21 protein-coding genes and 1 other RNA gene are annotated in these 25,781 nt (G+C 66.8%); 3 read left to right on the top strand and 19 right to left on the bottom strand.

The window, feature by feature from the left end; all coding sequences use genetic code 11:
* Window positions 1–31 precede the first annotated feature (31 nt).
* Entirely contained in the window at window positions 32–2,737 is a 2,706-nt protein-coding gene (gene secA / locus ASD68_RS09775) for a preprotein translocase subunit SecA (RefSeq protein ID WP_056606180.1), read from the bottom strand.
* Window positions 2,738–2,932: 195 nt separating this feature from the next.
* Window positions 2,933–3,862: a M23 family metallopeptidase gene (locus ASD68_RS09780; RefSeq protein WP_056082341.1), complete on the bottom strand. Its 930-nt coding sequence runs from the start codon at window positions 3,860–3,862 to the stop codon at window positions 2,933–2,935.
* Window positions 3,863–3,886: 24 nt separating this feature from the next.
* Between ASD68_RS09780 and ASD68_RS09785 the strand changes: the two genes are divergently transcribed.
* Window positions 3,887–4,369, top strand: a complete 483-nt coding sequence (locus ASD68_RS09785) for a DUF721 domain-containing protein (protein ID WP_056082344.1) — start codon at window positions 3,887–3,889, stop codon at window positions 4,367–4,369.
* Between the two features lie 228 nt (window positions 4,370–4,597).
* Here the strand turns inward: ASD68_RS09785 and lpxC are convergent, their stop codons facing one another.
* The 17 genes from lpxC to rsmI form a co-directional block, all read right to left on the bottom strand.
* Window positions 4,598–5,512, bottom strand: coding sequence for a UDP-3-O-acyl-N-acetylglucosamine deacetylase (gene lpxC / locus ASD68_RS09790; protein WP_056082347.1), 915 nt, complete (start codon window positions 5,510–5,512; stop codon window positions 4,598–4,600).
* 400 nt (window positions 5,513–5,912) lie between these two features.
* Window positions 5,913–7,100 (bottom strand): cell division protein FtsZ, encoded by a 1,188-nt coding sequence (gene ftsZ, locus ASD68_RS09795; RefSeq protein ID WP_056082350.1) that lies wholly within the window; start codon window positions 7,098–7,100, stop codon window positions 5,913–5,915.
* 107 nt (window positions 7,101–7,207) lie between these two features.
* Window positions 7,208–8,440 (bottom strand): cell division protein FtsA, encoded by a 1,233-nt coding sequence (gene ftsA / locus ASD68_RS09800; RefSeq protein ID WP_056082352.1) that lies wholly within the window; start codon window positions 8,438–8,440, stop codon window positions 7,208–7,210.
* On the bottom strand, window positions 8,437–9,186 hold the full coding sequence (locus tag ASD68_RS09805) for a cell division protein FtsQ/DivIB (RefSeq protein WP_056606183.1): 750 nt from the start codon (window positions 9,184–9,186) through the stop codon (window positions 8,437–8,439). Before ASD68_RS09805 ends, ftsA begins: the two co-directional genes overlap by 4 nt.
* A complete protein-coding gene (locus tag ASD68_RS09810; RefSeq protein ID WP_056606187.1) occupies window positions 9,183–10,199 on the bottom strand; it encodes a D-alanine--D-alanine ligase in 1,017 nt (338 codons plus the stop codon). The genes ASD68_RS09805 and ASD68_RS09810 overlap by 4 nt, the downstream gene beginning before the upstream one ends.
* The gene (gene murC / locus ASD68_RS09815) at window positions 10,196–11,635 is read right to left on the bottom strand and encodes a UDP-N-acetylmuramate--L-alanine ligase (RefSeq protein ID WP_056606191.1); all 1,440 of its coding nucleotides are present in this window, start codon (window positions 11,633–11,635) and stop codon (window positions 10,196–10,198) included. Before murC ends, ASD68_RS09810 begins: the two co-directional genes overlap by 4 nt.
* On the bottom strand, window positions 11,632–12,738 hold the full coding sequence (gene murG / locus ASD68_RS09820; RefSeq protein ID WP_056606193.1) for an undecaprenyldiphospho-muramoylpentapeptide beta-N-acetylglucosaminyltransferase: 1,107 nt from the start codon (window positions 12,736–12,738) through the stop codon (window positions 11,632–11,634). Before murG ends, murC begins: the two co-directional genes overlap by 4 nt.
* On the bottom strand, window positions 12,735–13,967 hold the full coding sequence (ftsW, locus tag ASD68_RS09825; RefSeq protein WP_056082369.1) for a putative lipid II flippase FtsW: 1,233 nt from the start codon (window positions 13,965–13,967) through the stop codon (window positions 12,735–12,737). Before ftsW ends, murG begins: the two co-directional genes overlap by 4 nt.
* 120 nt (window positions 13,968–14,087) lie before the next feature.
* A complete protein-coding gene (gene mraY, locus ASD68_RS09830) occupies window positions 14,088–15,188 on the bottom strand; it encodes a phospho-N-acetylmuramoyl-pentapeptide-transferase (protein ID WP_056606196.1) in 1,101 nt (366 codons plus the stop codon).
* Complete coding sequence (murF, locus tag ASD68_RS09835) at window positions 15,178–16,560, bottom strand: UDP-N-acetylmuramoyl-tripeptide--D-alanyl-D-alanine ligase (RefSeq protein ID WP_056606199.1); 1,383 nt, start codon at window positions 16,558–16,560, stop codon at window positions 15,178–15,180. The genes mraY and murF overlap by 11 nt, the downstream gene beginning before the upstream one ends.
* Window positions 16,557–18,071, bottom strand: coding sequence for a UDP-N-acetylmuramoyl-L-alanyl-D-glutamate--2,6-diaminopimelate ligase (locus tag ASD68_RS09840; RefSeq protein WP_056606202.1), 1,515 nt, complete (start codon window positions 18,069–18,071; stop codon window positions 16,557–16,559). Before ASD68_RS09840 ends, murF begins: the two co-directional genes overlap by 4 nt.
* Entirely contained in the window at window positions 18,068–19,879 is a 1,812-nt protein-coding gene (locus ASD68_RS09845) for a penicillin-binding protein 2 (RefSeq protein ID WP_056082382.1), read from the bottom strand. The genes ASD68_RS09840 and ASD68_RS09845 overlap by 4 nt, the downstream gene beginning before the upstream one ends.
* Window positions 19,879–20,148, bottom strand: a complete 270-nt coding sequence (ftsL, locus tag ASD68_RS09850; protein WP_007080234.1) for a cell division protein FtsL — start codon at window positions 20,146–20,148, stop codon at window positions 19,879–19,881. The genes ASD68_RS09845 and ftsL overlap by 1 nt, the downstream gene beginning before the upstream one ends.
* Window positions 20,145–21,083: a 16S rRNA (cytosine(1402)-N(4))-methyltransferase RsmH gene (rsmH, locus tag ASD68_RS09855; protein ID WP_056606205.1), complete on the bottom strand. Its 939-nt coding sequence runs from the start codon at window positions 21,081–21,083 to the stop codon at window positions 20,145–20,147. Before rsmH ends, ftsL begins: the two co-directional genes overlap by 4 nt.
* A gap of 42 nt (window positions 21,084–21,125) precedes the next feature.
* Window positions 21,126–21,572 (bottom strand): division/cell wall cluster transcriptional repressor MraZ, encoded by a 447-nt coding sequence (mraZ, locus tag ASD68_RS09860; protein ID WP_056082387.1) that lies wholly within the window; start codon window positions 21,570–21,572, stop codon window positions 21,126–21,128.
* 312 nt (window positions 21,573–21,884) lie between these two features.
* Window positions 21,885–22,264, bottom strand: an RNA gene (rnpB, locus tag ASD68_RS12895) — RNase P RNA component class A.
* A 181-nt stretch (window positions 22,265–22,445) separates the two neighbouring features.
* Window positions 22,446–23,273: a 16S rRNA (cytidine(1402)-2'-O)-methyltransferase gene (gene rsmI / locus ASD68_RS09865; protein WP_056606207.1), complete on the bottom strand. Its 828-nt coding sequence runs from the start codon at window positions 23,271–23,273 to the stop codon at window positions 22,446–22,448.
* An 84-nt stretch (window positions 23,274–23,357) separates the two neighbouring features.
* Here rsmI and ASD68_RS09870 point away from each other — a divergent pair, with 84 nt between their 5' ends.
* On the top strand, window positions 23,358–25,289 hold the full coding sequence (locus tag ASD68_RS09870) for a penicillin-binding protein activator (RefSeq protein ID WP_056606210.1): 1,932 nt from the start codon (window positions 23,358–23,360) through the stop codon (window positions 25,287–25,289).
* Window positions 25,289–25,645 (top strand): YraN family protein, encoded by a 357-nt coding sequence (locus ASD68_RS09875; protein WP_056606212.1) that lies wholly within the window; start codon window positions 25,289–25,291, stop codon window positions 25,643–25,645. The genes ASD68_RS09870 and ASD68_RS09875 overlap by 1 nt, the downstream gene beginning before the upstream one ends.
* The last annotated feature ends 136 nt before the right edge of the window (window positions 25,646–25,781 follow it).

A 25,781-nucleotide genomic window follows, 5' to 3' on the forward strand; every position in this document is an offset into this window, starting at 1 on the left:
GCCGCCTTTCTCTTTCAATCACCCGACATGGTCAGGACAGCTGGCCATGGCAGTGCTTGTACTTCTTGCCCGAGCCGCACGGGCACTGGTCGTTGCGCCCGACTTTTTCGCCCGTGACCGGCCGCATGGATCCACCGCCGGCGGGCAACGGGGATTCGCCCGGCGCACCGCCACCGCTGGCGAGCATCTGCTTCTGCATGCGCTCGGCGAGACGTTGCTGCTCGGCCTCCATCGCGGCCACCTCCTCCTCGCTGCGAATGCGGATGCGCGCCAGCATCTGCACCACTTCGGTCTTGATCCGGTTGAGCATCTCGGAGAAGAGCTTGAACGCCTCGCTCTTGAACGCCTGCTTCGGATCCTGCTGCGCGTAGCCGACCAGGTAGATGCCCTGGCGCAGGTAATCCATGTTGGCCAGGTGGTCCTTCCAGGCGTTGTCGACCACCGTCAGCATGATGTGCTTTTCCAGCTGACGCATGGTTTCCGCGCCGATCTGCGCTTCCTTGGCCACGAACAAGGTGTCGAGCGCCTCGCGTACGTGCGCCAGGATGGCGTCCGCGTCCACTTCCGCCTGCTGTTCCACCCAGTGAACGAGGTCGAGCGACAGACCGAACTGGCCCTCGAGCTCACGGTTGAGCGCGGGAACGTCCCACTGCTCGTCGATGCTCTCGGGCGGCACGTGGGTGCGCACGATGTTGCCCACGACATCCTCGCGGATGTCGGCCACGGTAGCGGCCACTTCCTCGCCTTCGAGCAATTCGTCGCGCTGGCGGTAGATCACCTTGCGCTGGTCGTTGGCGACGTCATCGAACTCCAGCAAGTGCTTGCGGATGTCGAAGTTGTGCTGCTCGACCTTGCGCTGCGCCTTCTCGATCTGCCGGCTGATCATGCGATCTTCCAGCGAGTCGTCGTCCTTCATGCCGAAGCGCTTCATCCAGCGCACCAGGCCTTCGCCGCCAAAGATGCGCAGCAGGTTGTCTTCCAGCGACAGGTAGAAGCGCGAGGAGCCCGGGTCGCCCTGGCGACCGGAGCGGCCGCGCAGCTGGTTGTCGATACGCCGCGATTCGTGCCGCTCGGTACCGATGATGTGCAGGCCGCCGGAGGCCAGGACCTGGTCGTGCAGCTTCTTCCATTCGGCCTTGACGCGGGCACGATCGACCTCGCTGGCGCCTTCGGGCAGCGCGGCCAGCGCCACCTCCAGGCTGCCGCCCAGCACGATATCGGTACCGCGGCCGGCCATGTTGGTGGCGATGGTGACCTGCCCCGGCGCACCCGCCTGGGCCACGATTTGCGCTTCGCGCTCGTGCTGCTTGGCGTTCAGCACCTCGTGCGCCACGCCGGCCTTGTTCAACAACCCGGAAAGCAGCTCGGACACCTCGATCGACGTGGTACCCACCAGCACCGGCTGGCCGCGCTTGTGGCAGGCCTTGATGTCCTCGATCACCGAGTTGTACTTCGGTGTCTGCGACAGGAAGATCATGTCCGGGTTGTCCTTGCGGATCATCGGCTTGTGGGTGGGGATCACCACCACCTCCAGGCCGTAGATGCTCTGGAACTCGAACGCCTCGGTGTCGGCCGTGCCGGTCATGCCGGCCAGCTTCTTGTACATGCGGAACAGGTTCTGGAACGTCACCGTGGCCAGGGTCTGGTTCTCGCGCTGGATCGGCACACCTTCCTTCGCCTCGACCGCCTGGTGCAGGCCGTCGGACCAGCGCCGGCCGGTCAGGGTGCGGCCGGTGAACTCGTCCACGATCACCACTTCGCCATCGCGCACGATGTAATCGACGTCGCGCTGGTAGATGCCGTTGGCGCGCAGCGCGGCGTTGAGGTGATGCACCACCGCCAGGTTCTTGGAGTCGTACAGGCCGCTGTCCTGGTCGATCACACCGGCGGCGCGCAACAGCTCATCGGCGTGCTGCATGCCCTCTTCGGACAGGTGCACCTGCTTCTGCTTTTCGTCGACCCAGTAATCGCCGCTGCCGTCTTCCTCGGTCTGGCGGATCATCTGCGGCACGATCTTGTTCAGCGCGATGTACAGCTGCGGGGAATCCTCGGCCGGGCCGGAGATGATCAGCGGCGTGCGCGCTTCATCGATCAGGATCGAGTCGACCTCGTCGACGATCGCGTAATTCAGGCTGCGCTGGTAGCGCTGCTCCTTGCTGAGCGCCATGTTGTCGCGCAGGTAGTCGAAGCCGAATTCGTTGTTGGTGCCGTAGGTGATGTCGGCGGCGTACGCCGCATTCTTGTCGGCGTGATCCATGCCCGGATACACCACGCCCACCTCCAGGCCCAGGAAGCCGTACAACTGACCCATCTGGGCCGAGTCGCGCCGCGCCAGGTAATCGTTGACGGTGACCACGTGCACGCCCTTGCCCTCGAGCGCATTGAGGTAGACCGGCAGCGTACCGACCAGGGTCTTGCCTTCACCGGTACGCATTTCGGCGATCTTGCCCTGATGCAGCACGATGCCGCCGATCATCTGCACGTCGTAATGGCGCATGCCCAGCACGCGCTTGGCCGCCTCGCGCACCACGGCGAAGGCCTCGGGCAGCAGCTTGTCCAGCGACTCGCCCCCGGCGACGCGCTGCTTGAATTCCTCAGTCTTGCCGCGCAGTGCTTCGTCGCTGAGTTTCTCGAACTCGGGTTCCAACGCGTTGATGCGGGCGACGGATCGGGAAAGCTGACGCAGCACGCGCTCGTTGCGGCTACCAAACAGGCTCGTCAAGGCACGATTGAACATCGATCTTCCGGGTAGATAAACGGGATGCCCGCCGACTGGCGCAGGCCAATCGGGCATATTACTACACACCCCGAGGGCGATCGGGAATGTGGTGATTCGGAATGGCGGTCGCAGCGCCGGTATTCAAGGGCGATACGCCATGGTGACGGCCATCGGCCTCGGCCGAGCCATCACGAGGGGGATAGCGGGAGCTATTCAGCGATGGCTGCGCACGTAGGTGAGCGGGTTGACCACCCGACCACCGCGCCACACTTCGAAATGCAGATGCGACCCGGTCGAACGCCCGGTCGAACCCGCATCCGAGATCACCTGACCCACGCGTACGCGCTGGCCCGGATGCGCCAGCAAGGTGCTGTTGTGCGCGTAGCGCGTCATGTAGCCGTTGCCGTGGTCGATCTCGACCACCTTGCCATAGCCGCGACGCACGCCGGTGAACGTCACCATGCCCGCGGCCACGGCGTGCACGGGCGTGCCCTTGGGCACCGCGATATCAATCCCGGTATGGCGCGCCATGTGGCCGTCGAAGGGGTCGGGGCGCGTGCCGAAATACGACGAGATATAGCCCTGCACAGGCATGCCCGTGGGTTTCAGGCTTGATTCGATGCGCGCGTCCAGCAACAGGCTTTGCAGCGCGGACAACTGCGCCTGCTGGCTGTCGAACTGTCCGGCGAGCTGGTCGATGCTGGCTTCCAGCACCGGCGGCAGCGCATAGCCTGTCTCGCCGGCTTCCTCGATGCCGCCCACCGGGGGTGGCTGGTCGAAACTGAACTCGCCGTCATCGAGCTTGCCGACCTGGGCCAGCCGCACGCCCAGCGCATTGAGGCGGGTCGATTGCGCCTGCAGCTGGCCGAGTTTCAGCGCCAGCGCGTCCAGTCCGCGCTCGGCGTCCTGGCGGACCCCGCTCAATTGCGCATCCTGTTGCTGGATCTGCTGCTGCAATTCGTGGATGTGCGCCAATGTGCGGTCCTGCGGACTGGCGATGGTCAGTGCCAGCGCGGCCCCCACGCCAACGCAGCCAAGCAGCACGAATCCCGCGGCCGCATAGAGCTTCCAGCGCAGCCAGCGCCGGGAAAGATCGAGCGTGCGTGGCAACTTTCGATGACGTGAGACGAGTATGATTTGCATGAGTTTCCCAAGTCGAATCCCGCCGTGACGCAGCACGCCAACCCCGCTTCGCGCCGCCACGGCCACGGCCCGAAAGCCCTGGTCGATTGCGGCTCCTTCGCGGCCCTGGCCCGAAAGGCCGGCGCGCTGGAAGCGCTCGATCGCGCATTGCGTCAGACATTGCCCTTGCCGTTGCGCGACGAAATACGTTTCGCCAATGTGCGCTACGGACGCCTTGTCTTCCTGGCAACCTCACCAGCCTGGGCGGCACGTCTGCGATTGATGCAGACGCAGATCCTGGCCGCCGCCGATGCCATTGGCACCAACGCCAGTGCGATTACCGTGAAAGTGGTCCCCCAACCGCCGGCCCCTACCGAGCCGTCCCGATCAAAACCGCTTTCGCCTGCCGCCGCCGCCCATCTTCGGGCCGCCGCCGCGTCCATGACAGACCCCGAATTGCAGGGACTGTTCCTTGAATTGGCGTCCATCGCCGAACCCGCTGATTCCCCTTTTCCCGGGGCAGAGTAGCCACGAGTCGCTCATTGCGTCCTCGTCGGCTTGTGCGCCAGGAACCCCCCGTTGGCCGTCTGCGATCGCGGCCGAGGGGTTTTATAGCACGCGTTTGTGCCGCCAAGCACCTTGTCGATCACGAAAGTGTGAACTGACCCGGCCCGACGAGCGGGCATGGCGCATGCGAAAACGGCCCTGTCAGGGGGCTGACAGGGCCGTCGGGGTGTTTCGGTTAGCCGGGTGGCGTCAGATCGCCTGGGCCGGATGCGCGTAGGAAATCGGCGAGGTGGCCGGGTCGTCCTGGTAGCTGACTTCTTCCCACGCCGAGGCGTCGGCGATCAGCGTGCGCAGCAGCTTGTTGTTGAGTTCGTGGCCGGATTTGTGCGCGTCGTAGGCACCGATCAGGCTGTGGCCCAGCAGGTAAAGGTCGCCGATGGCATCGAGGATCTTGTGCTTCACGAACTCGTCCTCGTAGCGCAGGCCGTCTTCGTTCAGCACCCGGTAGTCGTCCAGCACCACCGCGTTGTCCATCGAGGCGCCGAGCGCCAGGTTGTGTTCGCGCAGCATCTCGATGTCACGCATGAAACCGAAGGTGCGGGCGCGGCTGACTTCCTTCACGAACGAGGTCGTGGAGAAGTCGATCTCGGCGCGCGAGGTGCGCTTGCTGATGATCGGATGGTTGAAGTCGATCGAAAAGCCCACCTTGAAGCCGTCAAACGGCGTGAAGCTGGCCCACTTGTCGCCTTCCTGCACCTTGATCGGTTTCTTGATCCGGATGAAGCGCTTGGCGACAGCCTGTTCCTCGATGCCCGCCGACTGCAGCAGGAACACGAACGGACCGGCGCTGCCATCCATCACCGGCACTTCCGGTGCGGAAAGGTCGACATAGGCATTGTCGATGCCCAGCCCGGCCATGGCCGAGAGCAGGTGTTCCACCGTGGAAACACGCACGTCGCCCTTGGCCAGCGTGGTGGACCGGCGCGTATCGCCGACATTGTCGGGTCGCGCGTGGATTTCCACCGGTGGTTCGAGGTCGGTACGGCGGAACACGATGCCCGTATTCGGCGCGGCCGGGCGCAGGGTCATGTAGACCTTGTCGCCAGTATGCAAACCCACGCCGGTGGCCCGGATGATGTTCTTGAGCGTACGCTGCTTGATCATTTTTGTTGGTACCTGTGTAGGTAGCAGCCAATCAGGGAGCGGATGCTAACACAGATTTAACCTGTGATAAAAGCAAACCGAACCGTACAGTCTGATTAAGCCTTCATGATTCCTTCATCCCTGCAGAGAGCGACCCACGAAGCCGGGTCGAGCGGTGGCGGCGAAGCCGTACATATGAGCGCGCCGCAAGAGCGAAATGACCGTAAGTGACGTACACGCTTGATTAGGCGTGACATCACACCATCCGCTTGTCGCAGTGAACCCACGCCGACTTTCGCCGCACGACAATCACGTCCGCGCGGCAACGACGCAACGCTACAGCGCCGGATGCAACCGACCGACGCCAGGCGATGCAGAGATGGACAAGCTGTGCGTATGTTTGTTCAGTCTATGTGATACCTCAGTCGGCCTGGCGACGCAGGAAAGCGGGAATGTCGAGGTAATCGATGTTCGGCTCGGCGTTGCGGGCCGGCGCGGCACCAGCATCTGCACGGTTGTGACCGGCCACCGCGTCAGGCTGCGCATAATCGACCACTTCGTTGCCGGTGCCGGTACGCAGCACCACCGGGCGCGGACGCATCTGCACCTGCTGCTGGGTCTCGACCGCACGGATCGGCTGACGCGATGCCGCAGCGCGGTTCAGGCCGGTGGCGACCACGGTGACGCGCACGTCGTCCTTCATTTCCGGGTCCATCGAGGTGCCGATCACCACGGTGGCGTCTTCGCTGGCAAAATCGTGGATAACCCGCCCAATTTCGTCGAATTCACGCATGGTGAGGTTCGGGCCGGCCGTCACGTTGACCAGGATGCCGCAGGCGCCGTTGAGGTTGACGTCTTCCAGCAGCGGGTTCTTGATCGCCGCTTCAGCGGCTGCCTGGGCGCGGTCGTCGCCGCATGCGGTGCCGGTGCCCATCATCGCCAGGCCCATTTCCGACATCACGGTGCGCACGTCGGCGAAGTCGACGTTGATCAGGCCGGGGGCGGTGATCAGGTCGGCAATGCCCTGCACGGCGCCTTGCAGCACGTCGTTGGCGGCCTTGAACGCATTCAGCAGGGTGACTTCGCGGCCCAGCACGCTGAGCAGCTTTTCGTTGGGAACGGTGATCAGCGAGTCCACGTGCTGCTGCAGATCCTCGATGCCCTTCAGCGCCACCTGCATGCGGCGGCGACCCTCAAACGGGAACGGCTTGGTGACCACGGCCACGGTGAGGATGCCCTTTTCCTTGGCCAGCTGTGCCACCACCGGCGCAGCGCCAGTGCCGGTGCCGCCGCCCATGCCGGCGGTGATGAACACCATGTCGGCGCCTTCCAGCATCGCCTCGATGCGTTCACGGTCCTCCAGCGCGGCCTGCCGGCCGACTTCCGGGTTGGCGCCGGCGCCGAGGCCCTTGGTGACGTTGCCGCCCAGTTGCAGGTGCGTACGCGAGCCGCAGCTGGTCATGGCCTGGGCGTCGGTGTTGGCGACGATGAATTCCACGCCTTCAATGTGGGCATTGAGCATGTGGGCCACGGCATTGCCGCCACCACCGCCCACGCCGATGACCTTGATGACGGCATTGGGTGCGAGTTTTTCGATCAGTTCAAACATTTCCCGTTCTCCGTGGAGTTGTTGTCGTTGTAACCGCGAGTACGGCTCCTGCCGTTTCGCGGTGGGTGGGTGAATCCGTCACCCGCGGTGGCGCGTCCCGCGCCCCCTCAGAAATTCCTGGTGAACCAGTTGCGCCATTTGCCGACCAGGCCGCCCACGCTGCCGCCCATCGGGTGGCTGACGCGGGTGCCGCCGGCGCGCGAACCGTGCAGCAGCAGGCCCACGCCGGTGGCGTGCAGCGGGCTGGAGACGACTTCGCCCAGGCCGCTGATCTCCTGCGGTACGCCGATGCGCACCATCATGTGGAAGATCTCCTCGGCCAGTTCCAGCGCGCCTTCCATCTTCGAAGCGCCGCCGGTGAGCACCACGCCGGCAGCCACGAGGTTCTCGTAGCCGGAGCGGCGCAACTGGTCCTGCACCATCTCGAAGATTTCCTCGTAGCGGGCCTGCACGCTCTGCGCGAGGGACTGGCGCGCCAGCCGGCGCGGCGGTCGATCGCCCACGCTGGGCACCTGGATGGTTTCGTCCGCGTGCGCCAGCCCGGCCAAAGCGCAGGCGTACTTGATCTTGATTTCCTCGGCATGCGCGGTGGGCGTGTGCACGCCCTGGGCGATGTCGCCGGTGACGTTGTCGCCGCCCACCGGCAGCGAGGCGGTGAAGCGGATCGAGCCGTGGGTATAGATGGCGATGTCGGTGGTGCCGGCGCCGATGTCGACCAGGCACACGCCCAGCTCGCGCTCGTCGTCGGTCAGCACGGATTTGGCGCTGGCCAGCGCCGAGGGCACCAGCTCGTCCACCGACAGGCCGCAGCGCTGGATGCACTTGGTGATGTTCTGCACCGCCGCCGCCGCGCCGGTGACCAGGTGCACATTCGCCTCAAGCCGCACGCCACTCATGCCGACCGGCGAGCGGATGCCGTCCTGGCCGTCGATGCGGTATTCCTGCGATTCCTTGTAGAGCACCTTGCGGTCGGCAGGGATCGCCACCGCGCTGGCCGCTTCCAGCACCTGTTCCAGGTCGCCCACGGTGACCTCGCGGTCGCGGATGGCCGCGTTGCCGTGCGAGTTGCGGGTTTCCAGGTGGCTGCCGGAAATGGAGGCGTAGACCGAGCGGATATCGCAGCCGGCCATCAGCTCGGCCTCCTCCACCGCGCGCTGGATCGAGTGCACGGTGGATTCGATGTCGACCACCGAGCCGCGCTTCATGCCGCGCGACACGTGGGTGCCGATGCCGATCACGGTGATCGGCTCGCCGATTTCGTATTCGCCGACGATCGCCACCACTTTCGAGGTGCCGATATCGAGGCCGACGACGAGTTGCTTGTCGTTGCGTGGTTTCATGAGGAAATGTTCATGGTGGGGGGCGAACCTCCAGCGTTGGCGGGGGCCGCTTGCGACCAGCGCACGGCGAATCCGTTGGTGTAGCGAAGGTCGGCGTAGGCAAACGGCTCGGTATGACCGGCCATCAGCTGCGGGTAGACATCCAGGAAACGGCGCAAGCGGCGGCCCGCCTGTTCGCGATCGCCGATCACGATGCGCGCGCCGGTGGCGGTGCTGATGCTCCAGCTGCCGCGCTCGCTCAGTGCCACGCCGTTGATGCGCAGCCCGCTGCCGCCAAACGCTTTCTGGGTCTGCGCGTAGAAGCTCACCACCTCGGCCAGGCGATCGTCCGGGCCTTGCAGATGCGGCAACGCGACCAGGTCGCCCGCACCGGGCGCATCGAACACCAGGCCCTGGCGGCTGATCAGCCGCTTGTCGTTCCAGCGCGCGAACGGCTGGCGCTCGTAGATGCGCAGCGACAAGGTATCGGGCCAGCGCTTGCGCGCCTCCACCGACTCCACCCATGGCAGCGCGGCGACGGCCTTCTGCACGTTGTCCAGGTTCAGCGCGAAAAACCCGCGACCGATGCCGGGCAACACCGCGGCGCGTACTTCCGCCGGCGTCACGTGCTTGAACTCCGCCTGCACGGTCAAATGGTTCACCGGCCACCGCGCCGCCGCAAACCAGCCGCGCAGCACGCCCACGATGGGCAGCGCCACCAGGGCGATGGCCAGGCACCAGGCGATCAGGCGGACGGAGCTTTTCACTGGGCGCCTCCTTCGGTGCCACGGGATTCGGGATGGGGGATTCGGGATTTGGAAGAGCTGGCGACCTGTGGCCCGAAACTCGTTTCCAGCACCCGCCAGCACAGTTCTTCGTAATCGATGCCGGCCGCGGCGGCGGCCTTGGGTACCAGCGAATGGGAGGTCATGCCGGGCGCGGTGTTCACTTCCAGCAGCCAGTTGCGGCCCTGGCGATCGCGCATCACGTCGACGCGGCCCCAGCCGTTGCAACCGAGCGCATCGAAGGCCTGCAACGCCAGCGCGCGCAGCGACGCTTCGGCCTCGCCGTCCAGACCCGGGCACAGGTACTGGGTGTCTTCGGCCACGTATTTGGCGTTGAAATCGTAGAACTGCGCCTTCGGCACGATATGGATGCTGGGCAGCACATCGCGACCCAGGATGCTGACGGTCAGCTCGGCGCCTTCGATCAGCGTTTCCATCAGCAGGTCGCCGGGATACTGCGTCGCCAGCGCCACCGCCTGATCCAGTTGCGAGGCATCGAACACGCGGCTTACGCCCACGCTGGAGCCCTCGCAGGCCGGCTTCACGATCAACGGGAAACCGATCGTCCGCGCCGCGGCCTGTACGTCGGCGCCGCGCGGCAACGGCATGAACGCCGGCGTGGGCAAGCCCAGCGACTGCCACACCCGCTTCGAGCGCGTCTTGTCCATCGACAAGGCGGAACCCAGCACGCCCGAGCCGGTGTATGGCACGTTCAGCGCTTCCAGTGCGCCCTGCAGCACGCCGTCCTCACCACCGCCATGCTGGCCGTGCAGGATGTTGAACACGCGGTCGAACCGGCCTGCCCGCAGCGCATCCAGCAAGGCCGGAATGCCGTCGACGGCATGCGCATCGACGCCGCGCGCCTGCAGCGCGGCCAACACGTTGCGGCCGGAATCCAGCGACACGCTGCGCTCGGTGGAACTGCCGCCCATCACCACGGCCACGCGGCCGAAGTCGGCGGGATTGTCGATGCGATGGCGTTGCATGGTGCTCATTTGCGTGTCCTCAGCTCACCGACCCGCCCCAGCTCGACCGCCACCGCACCGATATCGCCGGCGCCCATCAGCAGCAGCAAGTCGCCATCGCGCAGCAGCGCCGGCAGGGTGTCGGCGAATTCGCGCGGGTGATCAACCAGCACCGGATCGACCTTGCCGCGCGCACGCACCGCACGTGCCAGTGCGCGGCCATCGGCACCGGCGATCGGCGCTTCGCCGGCAGCGTAGACATCGGTCAGCACCAGCACGTCGACCTCGGCCAGCACGTTGGCGAAATCGTCCAGCAGGTCGCGCGTACGGCTGTAGCGATGCGGCTGGAAACCCACCACCAGCCGCCGCTCGGGCCAGCCGCCGCGCACCGCGGCGAACACCGCCGCCAGCTCGCTGGGGTGATGGCCGTAATCGTCCACCAGCAGGACCGAGCCCTCGTCGAGCGCGATTTCGCCACGCCGATGGAAGCGCCGACCCACGCCCTGGAACTTGCCCAGCGCATGCGCGATAGCTTCCGCCTCGACCCCGAGCTGCCAGCCGATCGCCGCCGCGGCCAACGCGTTCAGCACGTTGTGGCGCCCGGGCAGGTTCAGCATCACCGGCAAGGCTTCGCCACGACCCGGCAGATGCAGGTTGAAATGCATCTCGAAGCCGCTCTGCCGCAACCCGCTGGCGCGCACGTCGGCGTCCTGCGAGTCGATGCCGTAAGTCATCACCCGGCGGGTGGTGCGGCTGGCCAGTTCACGCACTTCGGCGTCGTCCACGCACAACACGGCCAGCCCGTAGAACGGCAGCCGGTGCAGGAAATCGGCGAACGCCTTCTTCACCAGGGCGAAGTCGCCGCCGTAGTTTTCCAGGTGATCGGCGTCGATATTGGTGACCGCCGCGATGATCGGCGACAGCAGCAGGAATGAACCGTCCGACTCGTCGGCCTCGGCCACCAGGTATTGACCGGTGCCCAGCCGCGCATTGGCGCCAGCAGCGTTCAACTGGCCGCCGATGACGAAGGTGGGGTCGTAGCCGGCCTCGGCCAGCACGCTGGCGGTGAGGCTGGTGGTGGTGGTCTTGCCGTGGGTGCCGGCGATGGCCACGCCACGGCGGAAACGCATCAGCTCGCCCAGCATTTCCGCGCGCGGCACCAGCGGGATGCGCGCCTCGCGGGCGGCCAGCAATTCGGGATTGTCCTGCGGGATCGCGCTGGACGTGACCACCACATCGGCATCACCCAGGTTCGCCGCCGCATGTCCGATGTGCACGGTGATACCCAATTCCTGCAACCGCAACGCCGTAGGGGACGCGTTGCGGTCGGAACCGGAAACGGCGTAACCCAGGTTGTGCAGCACCTCGGCAATGCCGCTCATGCCCACGCCGCCGATGCCGATGAAATGCACCCGGCGGAACGTGCTCATCAGATCTTCCTGAGCGGAGAGTCGACGCGGGTTCATGCGGCCACCTCCAGGCAGGCGCGGGCGATGACCGCGGCGGCATCGGGTTTGGCCAGCGTGCGAGCTGACTCGGCCATGGCCAGCAACCGGCTGCGGTCGCCAAGCAGCGCAGCGAGTTGCTGCGCCAGAAGTTCTACGTTCAAGCTGTTCCCTTTCAGATCGGATTCCGGCAGCAGTACGGCGGCGCCGGCCTGCACCAGTACGTCGGCGTTGCGGGTCTGGTGGTCGTCCACCGCGTGCGGAAACGGCACCAGCACCGCACCCAACCCGGCCGCCGACAGTTCGGCCAGGGTCAGCGCGCCGGCGCGGCAAACCGCCAGATCCGCCCAGGCATAGCTGGCCGCCATGTCTTCGATGAACGGCACCACCTGCGCGTGGACGCCAGCTTCGGCATAGGCCGCGTTGGTCTCGTCGATACCGCGCGCGCCGCACTGGTGCAGCACCTCGGGCCGCTGCGACGGGTCGAGCCGGGCCAGTGCCTGCGGCAGCGCCAGGTTCAATGACCGCGCGCCCAGGCTGCCACCCAGCACCAGCAACCGCGGCGGATCCTGGCGCTGCGCCATGCGCGACGCGGGCGGCGGCAGTTGGGCGATCGCCTGGCGCACGGGGTTACCCACCCATTCCGCCTGCGGCAGCGCATCGGCAAAACCGGTCAGCACACGGCGGGCCATGGTGGCCAGTTTGCGATTGGTGAAGCCGGCCACGCGATTCTGTTCGTGCACCAGCAACGGCCGCTGCAACAGCCACGCGGCCAAGCCGCCGGGCCCGGCCACGTAGCCGCCCATCGACAACACGCTGCGCGGCTGTACCCGCCGCAGCAGCGCCAGCGAAGCGAACAAGGCCTGCAGCAGCATCGCCGGCGCCAGCAGGCGGGCCTTCCAGCCTTTGCCGCGCAGCCCGCGCACCGCCACCGTGTGCAGCGGAATGTTGTGGGCCGGAACCACGCGGGTTTCCATGCCACCGGCCGCACCCAGCCACATCACCGGCACACCCTGCCCACGCAGCGTTTCCGCCACGGCCAGGCCCGGGAAAATGTGGCCACCGGTGCCACCGGCCATGATCAGCACGGGGCGGGAATCGGCAACACGGGATTCGGGATTCATGCGGCCACCTGCTCACGCGGGGTGACCGCGGCATTCGCATCGACGGCGGTCACCGCCGCCGGCATCCGGGTCGCCATGTGCCGAGCGTCCAGCGCGCGGTTGATCTCGAACGTGGCGCGCAGCAGCACGCCGGCCATGGCGCAGGTCAGCACCATCGAGGAGCCGCCGTAGCTGATCAGCGGCAAGGTCAGGCCCTTGGTCGGCAACGCGCCGAGGTTGACGCCCACCGAGACGATCGCCTGCATCGCCAGCATCAGCGAGATGCCGAACGCCACGTAGCCGGCGAAGCGCTGCCCCACTTCCACACCCTTGAGGCCCAGGTAAAGTCCACGCCCCACCACCATCGCGAACAGGCCGATCACCAGCACCACGCCCGCCAGACCCAGCTCTTCGCCGATCACGGCGAAGATGAAATCGGTATGTGCCTCGGGCAGGTACGACAGCTTCAACACGCTGGAGCCCAGCCCCACGCCAGTCCACTCGCCGCGACCGATCGCCATCAGCGACTGGGTCAGCTGGAAACCGTCGTTGAACGGGTCTTTCCACGGATCCATGAACGAGGTCAGCCGCTTCATGCGGTAGCTCTCGCCGGTGGCCGCGATATACAGCAGCGGCATCAGCGGCAGCCCCATCAGGAACAGGAAGATCGGCCGCGCGCCGCCCAGCCACACCATCGCGATGGTCACCGCGATCACCAGCGTGGCCGAGCCGAAATCCGGTTGCGCCAGCAGCAGCAATACGATCAACCCCGCCACCACCACCGGCTTGAACAAGCCAAGGAAGCGCGTTTCCACGTTCTCGCGGTGGCGCACCAGATAGCTGGCGATGTACACCACCAGGATCAGCTTCACCGCCTCCACCGGCTGGAAGCTGGTCACCAGCAGGTTCAGCCAGCGCCGCGCGCCATTGATGCGCATGCCCAGGTGCGGCACGAACACCGCCAGCAGCAACACGAACGCCAGCGCCAGCAGCGGAAACGCGAACTTCTCCAGCAGCTTCATCTCGGTGCGCATGGCCACGCCCGCCACCAGCAGCCCCAGGCTGAGAAACACCAGGTGCCGCTCCAGGTAATAGAACGCCCCCAGGTGCTGGCTGTCCGCCACCGAGATCGAACTGGACGCCACCATCACCACACCGATGCTGGCCAGCGCGATCAACGCCACCAGCAACAGCAGATCGAAGCTGCCGCGCGGGCCGTGCCGCCGTTTTGCCTGGGTGGTGTCAAACATGGGCGCCTCCAGCGCGGGATCCGGGATTCGGGATTCGGGATTCGCGGACGCAAGCGCGCGACAGCGCGGCGTGCGCGCTTTTCCGAATCCCGAATCCCGAATGCAGAATCCCGTCCATGCTCACCGCACCTTCAACGTGGCGAGGCCGATCAGCACCAGCACCACCGAGATGATCCAGAAGCGCACGATCACCCGGGGTTCCGGCCAGCCTTTCAGTTCGAAGTGGTGATGGATCGGCGCCATGCGGAAGATGCGTTTGCCGGTGAGCTTGAAGCTGGCCACCTGCAACATCACCGACACGGTTTCCATCACGAATACGCCGCCCATCACCAACAGCACGATTTCCTGGCGCACGATCACTGCCACGCAGCCCAGTGCCGCGCCCATCGCCAGCGCGCCCACGTCACCCATGAACACCTGCGCGGGATACGTGTTGAACCACAGGAAGCCCAGTCCCGCCCCCGACAACGCGCCGGTGAAAATCGCCAATTCGCCCGCGCCAGGAATGGAGGGAATGCCCAGGTATTCGGAGAACACCTTGTTGCCGGCCAGGTAGGCGAACACGCCCAGCGCGCCGGACACCAGCACCGTCGGCATCACGGCCAGGCCATCCAGGCCATCGGTGAGGTTCACCGCATTGGAGAAACCCACCATCATGAAGTACGCCACCACCACGAAGAACAGCCCCATCGGCAGCACCACGTGCTTGAACAGCGGCACGTACAGCGCGGTCTCTGCCACCGGCAGCGTGCCGGTCGCGTGGGGTGCGGTGTAGTACAGGAACAACGCGGCGCCGAGGCCGAACACGGACTGCCAGAAATATTTCCAGCGACTGGCCAGGCCGCGGCTGTCCTTCAGCACCAGCTTGCGGTAGTCGTCGTAGAAACCGATCACGCCGAAGGTCAGCATCACCGCCAGCACCACCCACACGTAGCGGTTGTGCAAGTCGGCCCAAAGCAGCGTGGCGACGCTCACCGACAGCAGGATCATCACGCCGCCCATGGTCGGCGTGCCGGCCTTGACCAGGTGCGTCTGCGGGCCGTCGCTGCGCACCACCTGGCCGGCTTTCAGCGCGCTCAGCTTGCGGATCAGTGCCGGGCCCAGCAGCAGCGACACCGACAGCGCGGTGAGCGCGGCCATGATCGCCCGGAAGGTGATGTACTGAAACAGATGCGGTGCCACGAAGTGGCGCGACATCCATTCGGCCAGTTCATAAAACATCGGACGTGCCCTCCTGCGCGGGGCCGGACGCGCCCGAAGGCTGCGCCAGCGCCACCACTACCTGTTCCATGCCGGCCGAGCGCGAACCCTTCACCAGACAGGTCACGCCCGGATGCAGTTGCGAGCGCAGCGCCGCGATCAGCGCGGGCTTGTCGGCGAAATGCGCCGCGCCATCGCCGAACGCCTCGACCGTGGCCGCGCCCAGCGGGCCGACCGCAAACAACCGTTCCACCCCGCGCTCGCGGGCGCGTTGTCCTACCGAGGCGTGCAGGGCACGCGCATCGGCGCCCAGTTCCGCCATGTCGCCCAGCACCAGCCAGCGCTCGCCTCCGGCCAGCAGCAGCGTGTCGATCGCCGCCAGCATCGAGCTGGGGTTGGCGTTGTAGCTGTCGTCGATCACCGTCCAGCCACCGGCCGTCACCTCGCGACGAAGCCGGCCGGGTACGCCCTCGGCCGATCGCAGCCCCGCCACGATGGTGGCCAGCGGCACCTCCAGCGCCAATGCGATGGCGCTGGCGGCCAGCGCATTGGCGATGTTGTGGCGACCGGGCAGCGGCAGCGAAACCTCGGCCTCGCCAGCCGGCGTCTGCAGCACGAAACGCGATCCGTCCGGGCGCTGTTCCACGATGCGGGCGCTCACGTCGGCCGCATGATCCAGCCCGAAATGCAGCAGCTTGCGGCCACCGGCCAGGCCATCGAAAAAGCTGGCGAACGCATCGTCGGCGTTGACGATCGCCACGCCGTCGGCGGGCAAGGCCTGATACAGCGCACCCTTGGTTTCGGCCACGCCTTCGATGCTGCCCATGCGCTCCAGATGCGCCGGCGCAATCAGGTTGACCACACCGACGTCGGGCCGCGCGATGGCTGCCAGATAAGCGATGTCGCCCGGTTTGCCTGCGCCCATTTCCAGCACGGCGAACTGGGTATCGAGCGGCATCGCCAGCAGGCTCAGCGGCAGGCCCAGCTCATTGTTGTAATTGCCCGCGCTGACGTGGGTACGGCCGTGCCGTGCCAGGATCGAGGCGGTCAGCGTCTTGACGGTGGTCTTGCCGTTGGAACCGGTGATGCCTACCACGCGCACATCGCGCTGCGCGCGCACCGCGCTGGCCAAGTCGCCCAGGGCCAGTGCGCTGTCGTCCACCACGATCTGCGGCAGTTCGTGCTCCAGCTTGTGCGTCACCATGGCGGCGACGGCGCCGCGGGCGGCCGCGTCGGCCAGGTAGTCATGGCCATCGACGTGCTCGCCCTTGATCGCCACGAACAGGTCGCCGGGCTTCACCCGGCGCGTGTCGATGACTACACCGGTGACCTTGGCGTCAGCGCCGTGCAGGCGGCCGTGGGTCCACATGGCGATGGTGTTCGCGGACATCATGCGCGTGGCTCCCGGCGTTCCAGCGCGGCTTTCGCCACGGCCATGTCGTCGAAGGGATGCTTGCCGGCGGCGTCTTCCTGGTAGGGCTCGTGGCCCTTGCCGGCGATCAGCACCACGTCGCCGGCGTGCGCGTCGCGCAGCGCGAGGGCGATGGCCGCGGCGCGGTCGCGTTCGATCGTCGTACCCTCGGGCATGCCGGCCACGATCTGCGCCACGATGGCGTCACCGTTTTCGCGGCGCGGGTTGTCGTCGGTGACGATGGCCACATCGGCCAGTCGCGCCGCGATTTCACCCATCAACGGGCGCTTGCCGGCATCGCGCTCGCCGCCGCAGCCGAACACGCAGATCAAGCGGCCGGCGCAATGCGCGCGCAGCGCGGTCAGTGCCTGATCCAGCGCATCGGGCGTGTGCGAATAATCCACCACGACCAGCGGCAGATCGCCCTGCCCGCCGAGGCGGCTCATGCGGCCCGGCACCGGCTGCAGGTTCTCAAGTGCGGCGACGATGCGCTCGAACGGCTCGCCCAGAGCACCGAGGCAAGCGGCCACCGTGAGCAGGTTCGCAACATTGAAACGCCCCAGCAGCGGGCTCTTGACGGGCGCGGCGCCCCACGGCGTGCGCAGGTCGAAGCTGAGCCCGTTGGACGAGGTGACGATGGTGCCGGCGGCGACATCCGCATCTGCGCTGTCGGCCATGCTGGTGCGCAGCGGCTGCACAGCGCCATCGAGCTGCGCCAGCAGTTCGGGACCGAACGCGTCATCCAGGTTGATCACGGCGGCGCCGAGGCTGGGCCACGCGAACAGCTTGGCCTTGGCCGCGCCGTAAGACGCCATGTCACCGTGGTAGTCCAGGTGGTCGCGGGTCAGGTTGGTGAAGGCAGCCACGTCGAAATCCACCGCGGCCACCCGATGCTGCGCCAGCGCATGCGAGGACACCTCCATCGCCACATGGCTCACGCCCGCGTCGCGGAATTCCGCCAGCAGCCGATGCACGGCCACCGCATCGGGCGTGGTGCGCTCGCCCTCGTGCAGCTGCCCGTGCACACCGGCGCCGAGTGTGCCGATGGTGGCGCTGCGATGGCCCAGGAAACTCAGCGCCTGCGCCAGCATCTGCACGCACGACGTCTTGCCATTGGTACCGGTGACACCCACCACGCGCATCGCTTCGCTGGCGTGCCCGTAAAAGCGCGCGGCGATCTCACCGACCTGCGAAGCGAGGTGGTCGATCCACACCACCGGCACGCCTTCGATCGCCTCCGAGGACGAGGTGTCGATGTCGGCCGGTACCGGCGCCTCGGCCAGCACCACCGATGCGCCGCGCTGCACGGCGACGGGGGCGAAACGGATGCCATGCGTCTGCGTGCCGCGCAAGGCGACAAAGGCATCGCCGCGCACGATCTGGCGCGAGTCGATGGCGAGCCCGGTGATCGAAAGGTCACGCGCGCCGGCTACCTGCGCCAGCGCCGTATCGCCGATGTCCAGCAACAGGCGGTCGAGACGATGCATGCTCATGGCGCACCCTCATCGATGGGTGCGTCATCGATCGGCACATCAGCCGGTGGGTTACTGCCAACCAGGCCACCTGCGCCCTGCAACGGTCCGCCCACGTACCAGCGGCCCACGTTGTCCGGCGGCACGTCCAGCAATCGCAGCGCGCCTTCCATTACCTTGGCGAACACCGGCGCGGACACCATGCCGCCGTAGTAGCTGCGCTTTTGCGGGTTGTCGATCACCACCACACCGACCAGCCGCGGGTTCGACGCGGGCACGATGCCGGCGAACGCGGCGGTGTAATTGCTCTTGGAATAGCCGCCGGCGTTGGCCTTGTGCGCCGTGCCCGTCTTGCCCGCCACGCTGTAGTTGGGGATGCGTGCCTGCGGCGCCGTGCTGCCGGGCCCGGTCACCGTTTCCATCATGCGCACCAGCTCATGCGCCACTTTCGGCGAGATGATCTGCTTGGTGGGGCCGTCGCTGTCCTTGATGAAGGCGGGCGTATGCATCAGTCCGCCATCGGCGATGGTGGCGTAGGCGTTCGCCAGCTGCAGCACGGTCACGTTGAGGCCATAGCCGTAACCGAGGATGGCCTTTTCCAGCGGCCGCCAGTCACGCCCGATCCGCAACAAGCCGGACGCCTCGCCCGGAAAGCCGCTGTTGGTGCTGTTGCCGAAACCGAAGCCCCGATAAGTGTCGTACATCAACGTGGTATCCAGCGACATCGCGATGCGCGCCGCGCCCACGTTGCTGGATTTGGTGATCACGCCGGTGGGCGTCAGCAGCCCGTAGTTGTGCGTGTCATGAATGTCGTGGCCCTGGAAATACCAGTGGCCACCGGTGGTGTCGATGATCGGCGTGGTGGGCGTGTACTGGCCGCTGGACAGCGCCGCCGCCATCAGGATCGGCTTGATCGTGGAGCCGGGTTCGAGCAGGTCGGTCATGGCCCGGTTGCGGCGCTGACCGGGTTGGCTGTCGTTGAGCGCGTTGGGGTTGTAGGCCGGCAGGTTGACCATCGCCAGCACTTCGCCGTTGCGCGCGTCGAGCACCACCATCGAGCCGGAGTCGGCCTCGAATTTCTCCAGCGCGTTCTTCAGCTCGTTGAAGGCGAGGAACTGGATGCGCCGGTCGATGCTGAGCGTGAGGCTCTGCCCCGGCTTCGGCGCACGCACCTGCTCCACGTCTTCCACCACGTGACCCATGCGATCGCGGATGACGCGCTTGGCGCCGGGCTTGCCGGACAGCCAGTCGTCATACGCCAACTCCAGCCCTTCCTGGCCGTGGTCATCGATGTTGGTGAAGCCGAGCACGTGCGCGGTCAGCTCGCCCGACGGGTAATAGCGCTTGAACTCGCGCTGGCCGTTGATGCCCGGGATGCCCAGATCCAGCACGGCCTGCGCCGCTTCCGGCGCCATTTGCCGGCGCAGGTACACAAACTCGCGCTCGGAGCGCTGCGCCAGCTTGTTTTTCAGCTCGGCGGCATCGACGCCCAGCGCCCGCGCCAGCGCGGGGATGCGCTCTTCATTGGCCAGCACTTCGGGCGGATTGGCCCAGATCGAGGTGACCGGGGTGGACACCGCCAGCGGTGCGCCGTTGCGATCGAAGATGGTGCCGCGCGATACCGGGATCGGCATTTCGCGCAGGAAGCGGGCGTCACCCTGACGCTGGTAGAACGCCTTGCGCACCACCTGCAGATCGAACGCGCGCGCCACCAGCCCCAGCCCGCTGAGGCTCAGCAGGGACACCACGATCAGCATGCGCTTGCGTGCGCTGGGGCCGGCCGCGTGGCGGCGGCCTTGCGGTGCGGCGATGTGATTGCGCCAGCCCATCAGCGCAGCAACCTGACATCTTGCGGACGCGGATCGACCATGCCGAGCTTCTCGCGCGCCTCGGCATTGATGCGGCTGGGGTCGGCCTTGGTGGCCTGCTCCAGTTCCAGCTTGCCGAACTCGATGTTCAACTCGTCGCGCTGGTTTTGCAGCGCCGTGAGGCTGACGAACAGCACGCGGCTTTCGTGGCGCGTCCACACCACGCCCAACGCGCTGGCCAGCACGGCAACCAGCAACAGCAGGGTGGCGATGGCGCCGACTGCCTTCATGCGCCTTCCTCCGCCAGCTTTTCCGCCACGCGCAACACCGCCGAACGCGAACGCGGATTGGCCGACAACTCGTCCGCCGAGGGGAATTGCGCCTTGCCCACTGCCTTCAGGTGCGCGGGCGCGGCCTGCACCGGCGGGCCGCGGCGGGAGTTCTGCACGCGGCCGGACTGATCACGGATGAACTGCTTGACCGCGCGATCCTCCAGCGAATGAAAGCTGATTACCGACAGGCGGCCGCCCGGGTTGAGCCGCGACAGCGCCGCATCGAGGCCGTCGTGCAAGGCATCCAGCTCGCCGTTGACGCGGATGCGCAGCGCCTGGAACGTGCGCGTGGCCGGATGCTTGCCCGGTTCACGCCGACCCACCACGCGTTCGCACAACGCCGCCAGCTGGCCGGTGCGGGTGAACGGCGTGGCATCCCGGTCAGCCACGATGGCGCGGGCGATGCGCCGGCCGTGGCGCTCCTCGCCGAAATTCCACAGCACATCCATGATCTCGCGCTCGCTGGCGTGGGCCAGGAACTCGGCCGCGCTTTCGCCGCGGCTGGTATCCATGCGCATGTCCAGCGGGGCATCCGCCATGAAGCTGAAACCACGCGCCGCTTCATCCAACTGCGGCGAAGACACGCCCAGGTCGAGCAGCACGCCATCGAGGCCGGCGGCGGTTTCGTCCCACTCGGCCAGGCTGGAGAAATTGGCGTGGCGGATGGACACGCGCGGATCGGCGGCAAACTCGGCCTGCGCCGCGGCGATCGCCTGCGGGTCACGATCCATCAACAGCAGCCGACCGTCGGGGCCCAGGCGCGACAGTACGGCGCGGGCGTGACCGCCGCGTCCAAAGGTTCCGTCGAGATAACGCCCGTCAGAACGCACGGACAGACCCTCCACCGCTTCGCCCAGCATCACCGGGATGTGCCGCAAAACTTGCTCGGCCATGCCGCACTCCCGCCCTCATCCCACGTGTGTTGCCGCGCCCGCTTACAGGCGCAGTTCGGCCATTTCGTCTGTGATGTCGTTCTCGCCGATCGTCTGGCGGGTTGTCTTCAGGTGCTCCTGTTCGCTCCACAACTCGAATTTGTCGCCCATGCCCAGCAGCACCGCCTTCTTCTCGATGCCGGTGGTGGTGCGCTGACTGGCGGGCAGCAGGATCCGGCCGGCCCCGTCCGGTTCGACCACGGCCGCCGCACCCACCAGCTTGCGTTGCAGGTTGCGGTGCTGGGCCCGGACGCTGGGGAGCGCATTGACCGAGTCGCGCACGCGCTCCCATTCGGCATACGGGAACAGCCACAAACAACCTTCGTCGAACGGGTTGTAGGTGATCACCAGACGGTTGCCACACTCGCCCGCCACCTGTTCCCGATACGCAGTCGGAATGGCCAGGCGGCCCTTGTCGTCGACGGTGATGGCGGTCTCGCCCTGGAACACGGTGTCAGAACTCCACTAAAACCCACGATTTCACACAGGAACCCACGATAGTCTCGCCCTATGAGACTGTCAAGGGAATTTCGCTTGTGAATCAAGGAGTAAAGGCAGAATGCTGACCGTACGTGCAGGAGTTTATGAGCTATGCCGGCAAGGTGGTTGAATGCAGGGAGTTTTCTTATCGGGAGCCGCCACCCTTTTCAGGCCAAATCGGCGCCGTTGCAGGGTTTTCCGGGGGTCGGGGATGAATCGGCGTTCACACAACAAACCGCCGGCGCGTGAATCCACGCGCCGGCGGTTTATCGGGCAAAAAAGAGGTGGAGTCGGCCTGTAAGCCGGGTTCTGTACGTCTTGCGACGCGACAGTCATTCCTCTCGGCCAGGCGTCGCCGCCTGGCTCCAGCAACCTACCCGGGAACAACGCGGGCCGCGTTATCGTTCCCCTATTTGGTCTTGCTCCGAGTGGGGTTTACCGTGCCGTACGACGTTGGCCCCGTACGCGGTGCGCTCTTACCGCACCCTTTCACCCTTACCTGTGCCCGAGCTACCCGAAAGTAGCCATGGCCATCGGCGGTCTGCTCTCTGTTGCACTGGCCGTCGGCTCACGCCGCCCAGGAGTTACCTGGCACTCTGCCCTGCGGAGCCCGGACTTTCCTCGATGCGCTTATCGCGCGACGCGACTGTCCGGCCGACTCCATCAGGAAGTGTAGCGCGAAGCGCCAACAACATTCCCCTCTCCCTCGGGCGACCTTGGGAGTCCCCTTGTGGGTGAGAGGGTGCCCGCAGGGCCGGAGAGGGCGCCCACGTCGCCGCACGCCCTCAACAGGCAAACCACAAAAAGCGTCGCGGCTGAAGCCGCTCCTGCAACAGTTGGCGGCTATCCCTCATACAGCAGCTTGCGCGCCGCCCCACTGATCGCCGCCGCCAGCTTCGCCGCCTTGGCCGGCGGCAGCTCCTCGCGCAGGATCGCGAAGATGCGCCGACCCTCGGCCAGCTTCGCGTCAGCCTCCTCGCCGCGGCCGGCCACCACGATCACATGCTCGCCGCGTTGCTGGTCGGGGTCGGCGGCGACGTGCGCGGCCAGCTCCGCCAGCGGCTCGCCCAGCACGGTCTCGAACATCTTGGTCAGTTCGCGCGCCAGCACCGCCTCGCGCTCGGCACCGAACACGTCGCGCATGTCGGCCAGGCTCTCGGCCACGCGGTGTGACGACTCATAGAAGATCAGCGTGCGCGTCTCGCCCGCCAGCTCCTGCAGACGACTGCGCCGTGCGGCGGCTTTCGATGGCAGGAAACCCTCGAACACGAACCGGTCACTGGGCAGGCCAGCCACCGACAACGCCGCGATGGCCGCGCAGGCGCCCGGCACCGGAATGCAGCGGATGCCGGCCGCCCGCGCCGCGCGCACCAGCCGGAAACCGGGGTCACTGATCAACGGCGTGCCCGCATCGGAAATCAGCGCGACGGATTCGCCGCCCTGCAGCCGCCGCACGATCGCATCCACCACCTCGCGCTCGTTGTGCTCGTGCAAGGCCACCAGTGGCGTCGCCACATTGTGGTGTTGCAGCAGCGGCCGGCTGTGGCGGGTGTCTTCGGCCGCGATCACCGCCACCGCGCGCAAGGTCTCGATCGCGCGGGCGGACAAATCATCGCGATGGCCGATCGGGGTGGCCACCACCCACAGGCATGCGGGTTGAATTGCTGACATCGGGGAAGCTCCTGCGCCGTGGGTCGCGCGAATACGATCGGCTATGATCGCGCATTGCCGACCATGACGAACAAGGGACCTCCCATGCACCTCATGCGCCCGATTCGCGCCGCCGGATTCTGCCTGCTGGCGGCGCTGGCCTTGAGCGCCTGCGTACCCGGCAACGTGCAGCGCACGCCGGAGGAAACCGCCGCGGCACAAAGCGCCAATGCGCTGGCCCAGCGCGGGCAGTTCGATCAGGCCGCACAGGCCTACCTCGCGCTGGCCGCGCAATCACCGGGGCGCGCCGATGAATACCGCCTGCTGGCCGCCGAAGCCTGGCGCCAGAACGGCCACATCGCGCAGGCCGCCCCCACCATGGCGGCCATCAACCGGCGGCGTTTGCGCGGTGACGAACCGTTTCGCCTGGACCTGTTGCAGGCCGAGCTGGCGCTGGAACGCAACGATGCGGCAACCGCATTGCAGATCACCCTGCACCCGAGCATGGGCGCGCCCGATGCCTACCTGACGCGGCTGCTGGAACTGCGTGCGCGCGCCATGGCCGCCAGCGGCGATCGCTGGGGCAGTGCGCGTACGCGGGTGGGGATGGATACGCGGCTGACCGGCCTCGACCAGAGCCAGAACCGCCAGCAGATCCTCGACCTGCTCACCCAGCTCGGCGTGGGGCCGCTGCAGCGACGCGCGTCCGCAATGCAGCCGGGCAGCCGCATGCTGCCGTGGGTCAATGAAGCGCTGAGCCAGCTCGGCGTGGCCGTGGCCCGTCCGCAGCCAACCCTGCAACAGCCGGTCGGTACCTTGTTGCCGGGGGCCGATGCCAACGTTCGCGAAGGCTACAAAGTCCCCGCGCACCTGGCCTTGCTGCTGCCCGCCAACGGCAACTACGCGGCGGCCAGCAGCGCGATCCGCCAGGGTTTCTTCGCGGCCTACCTCGACGCGGCGCGCAACCATGCGCCACGACCCAGCGTGCGGGTCTATGACAGTCTGGGCAGCCCCGACGGCGCCGTGAAAGCCTACCGACAGGCCGTCAGCGATGGCGCACAGCTGGTCGTGGGCCCGCTGACACGCACGGAAGTGGCGGCCGTATTCGCCCAATCGCCGCTACCGGTGCCGCTGCTGGCGCTGAACCACCCCGACGACAAACAGCTGCCCGCCGGCGACGTCAGCGAATTCGGCCTGCTGCCGGAAACCGAAGGCGCGCAAGCGGCCGACCACATGGTCGAACGCGGCATCCACCATGCCTATGTGCTGACCTCCGACGACGACTTTGCCCAGCGCGCGGCCAGCGCGTTCAAGGCCGAGATGGAATCCCACGGCGGCGACGTATCCGGCCGCACCATCCTGCCCAACGGCTCGGTGACCTATACCGATGCCATCGCCAGCCTCAAGATTCCGGGCGCCGGCACGCCAGCGACTCCTGTCGCAAACCCGGCCACCACTGACGACACCACCATCACCACCGTGCCGGCGCCTGTCAGCGACACCGGCATCTTCATCAGCATGCGGCCTGCTCAGGCACGCCTGCTGGTGCCGCAGTTGAAGATCGCCAACGTCACCCTGCCGATCTTCGCCACCTCGCACGTCTACGCCGGCGTGGACGACACCAGCGCCAATGGCGATCTGGACGGCGTGGAATTCTGCGACGCGCCGTGGCTGTTCGATGCCCAATCCGGCCTGCCGCGCCACGACGATGTGGCCAACCTGCTGCCCACCGCCCGCGGCGGCGCCGCGCGGCTGTTTGCGTTCGGCATGGACGCATGGAATCTGGTGCCCTACCTCGACTGGCTGCGCGACCACCCCGGCAGCTACCTGCCCGGCGCCAGCGGCCAGCTCACCGCCGACCAGTTTGGTCGCGTGCGGCGCGTGCTGATCTGGGCAAGATTCCAGGGCGGCCTGGCCCGGCCGCTGGGCGGCAGCCTGCAGATGGACGAGGTACCGGTCACCGTGCCGCCCGTCGGCGACACACCCGCACCCGCCACCAGCACGTCCGCGCCAGCCAGCCAGCCCGCCAACTACTGATGCGCGCCGCCGGCGACGTCTTCGAGCGACGCGCCCGCGCCGAACTCGAACGCGCCGGCCTCAGCTGCCTCGCGCAGAACTTCACCACCCGCCACGGCGAACTCGATCTGGTGATGCGCGAACGCCACACCATGGTCTTCGTCGAAGTGCGCTACCGCAAAAGCGCCACTCATGGCGATGCCGCCGCGTCGGTCACGCCGACCAAGCAGGCCAAACTGATCCTCGCCGCACAGCAGTGGCTGGCCGAGCATCCGCAACACGCAAAACTGCCGTGCCGGTTTGATGTGGTGAGTTACGACGGCCCGGCCGGGGCAATATCGCAACAGTGGTTGCGCGGCGCGTTCGAAGCGGCCTGATCCATCCCTGCCGGCATCCGCCGACTTCCCCGCCCACTCCGGGCCGCCCGTCCGTAGGAGTTGGACTACGTCCTTCGGCGCATTTCTATGACTGCCCCTACGCAAAACGCTTACTTGGCCGTCTAGACGTCTGTTC

It is taken from the genome of Rhodanobacter sp. Root627, assembly GCF_001427835.1.
Classification (GTDB): Bacteria; Pseudomonadota; Gammaproteobacteria; order Xanthomonadales; family Rhodanobacteraceae; genus Rhodanobacter; species Rhodanobacter ginsenosidimutans.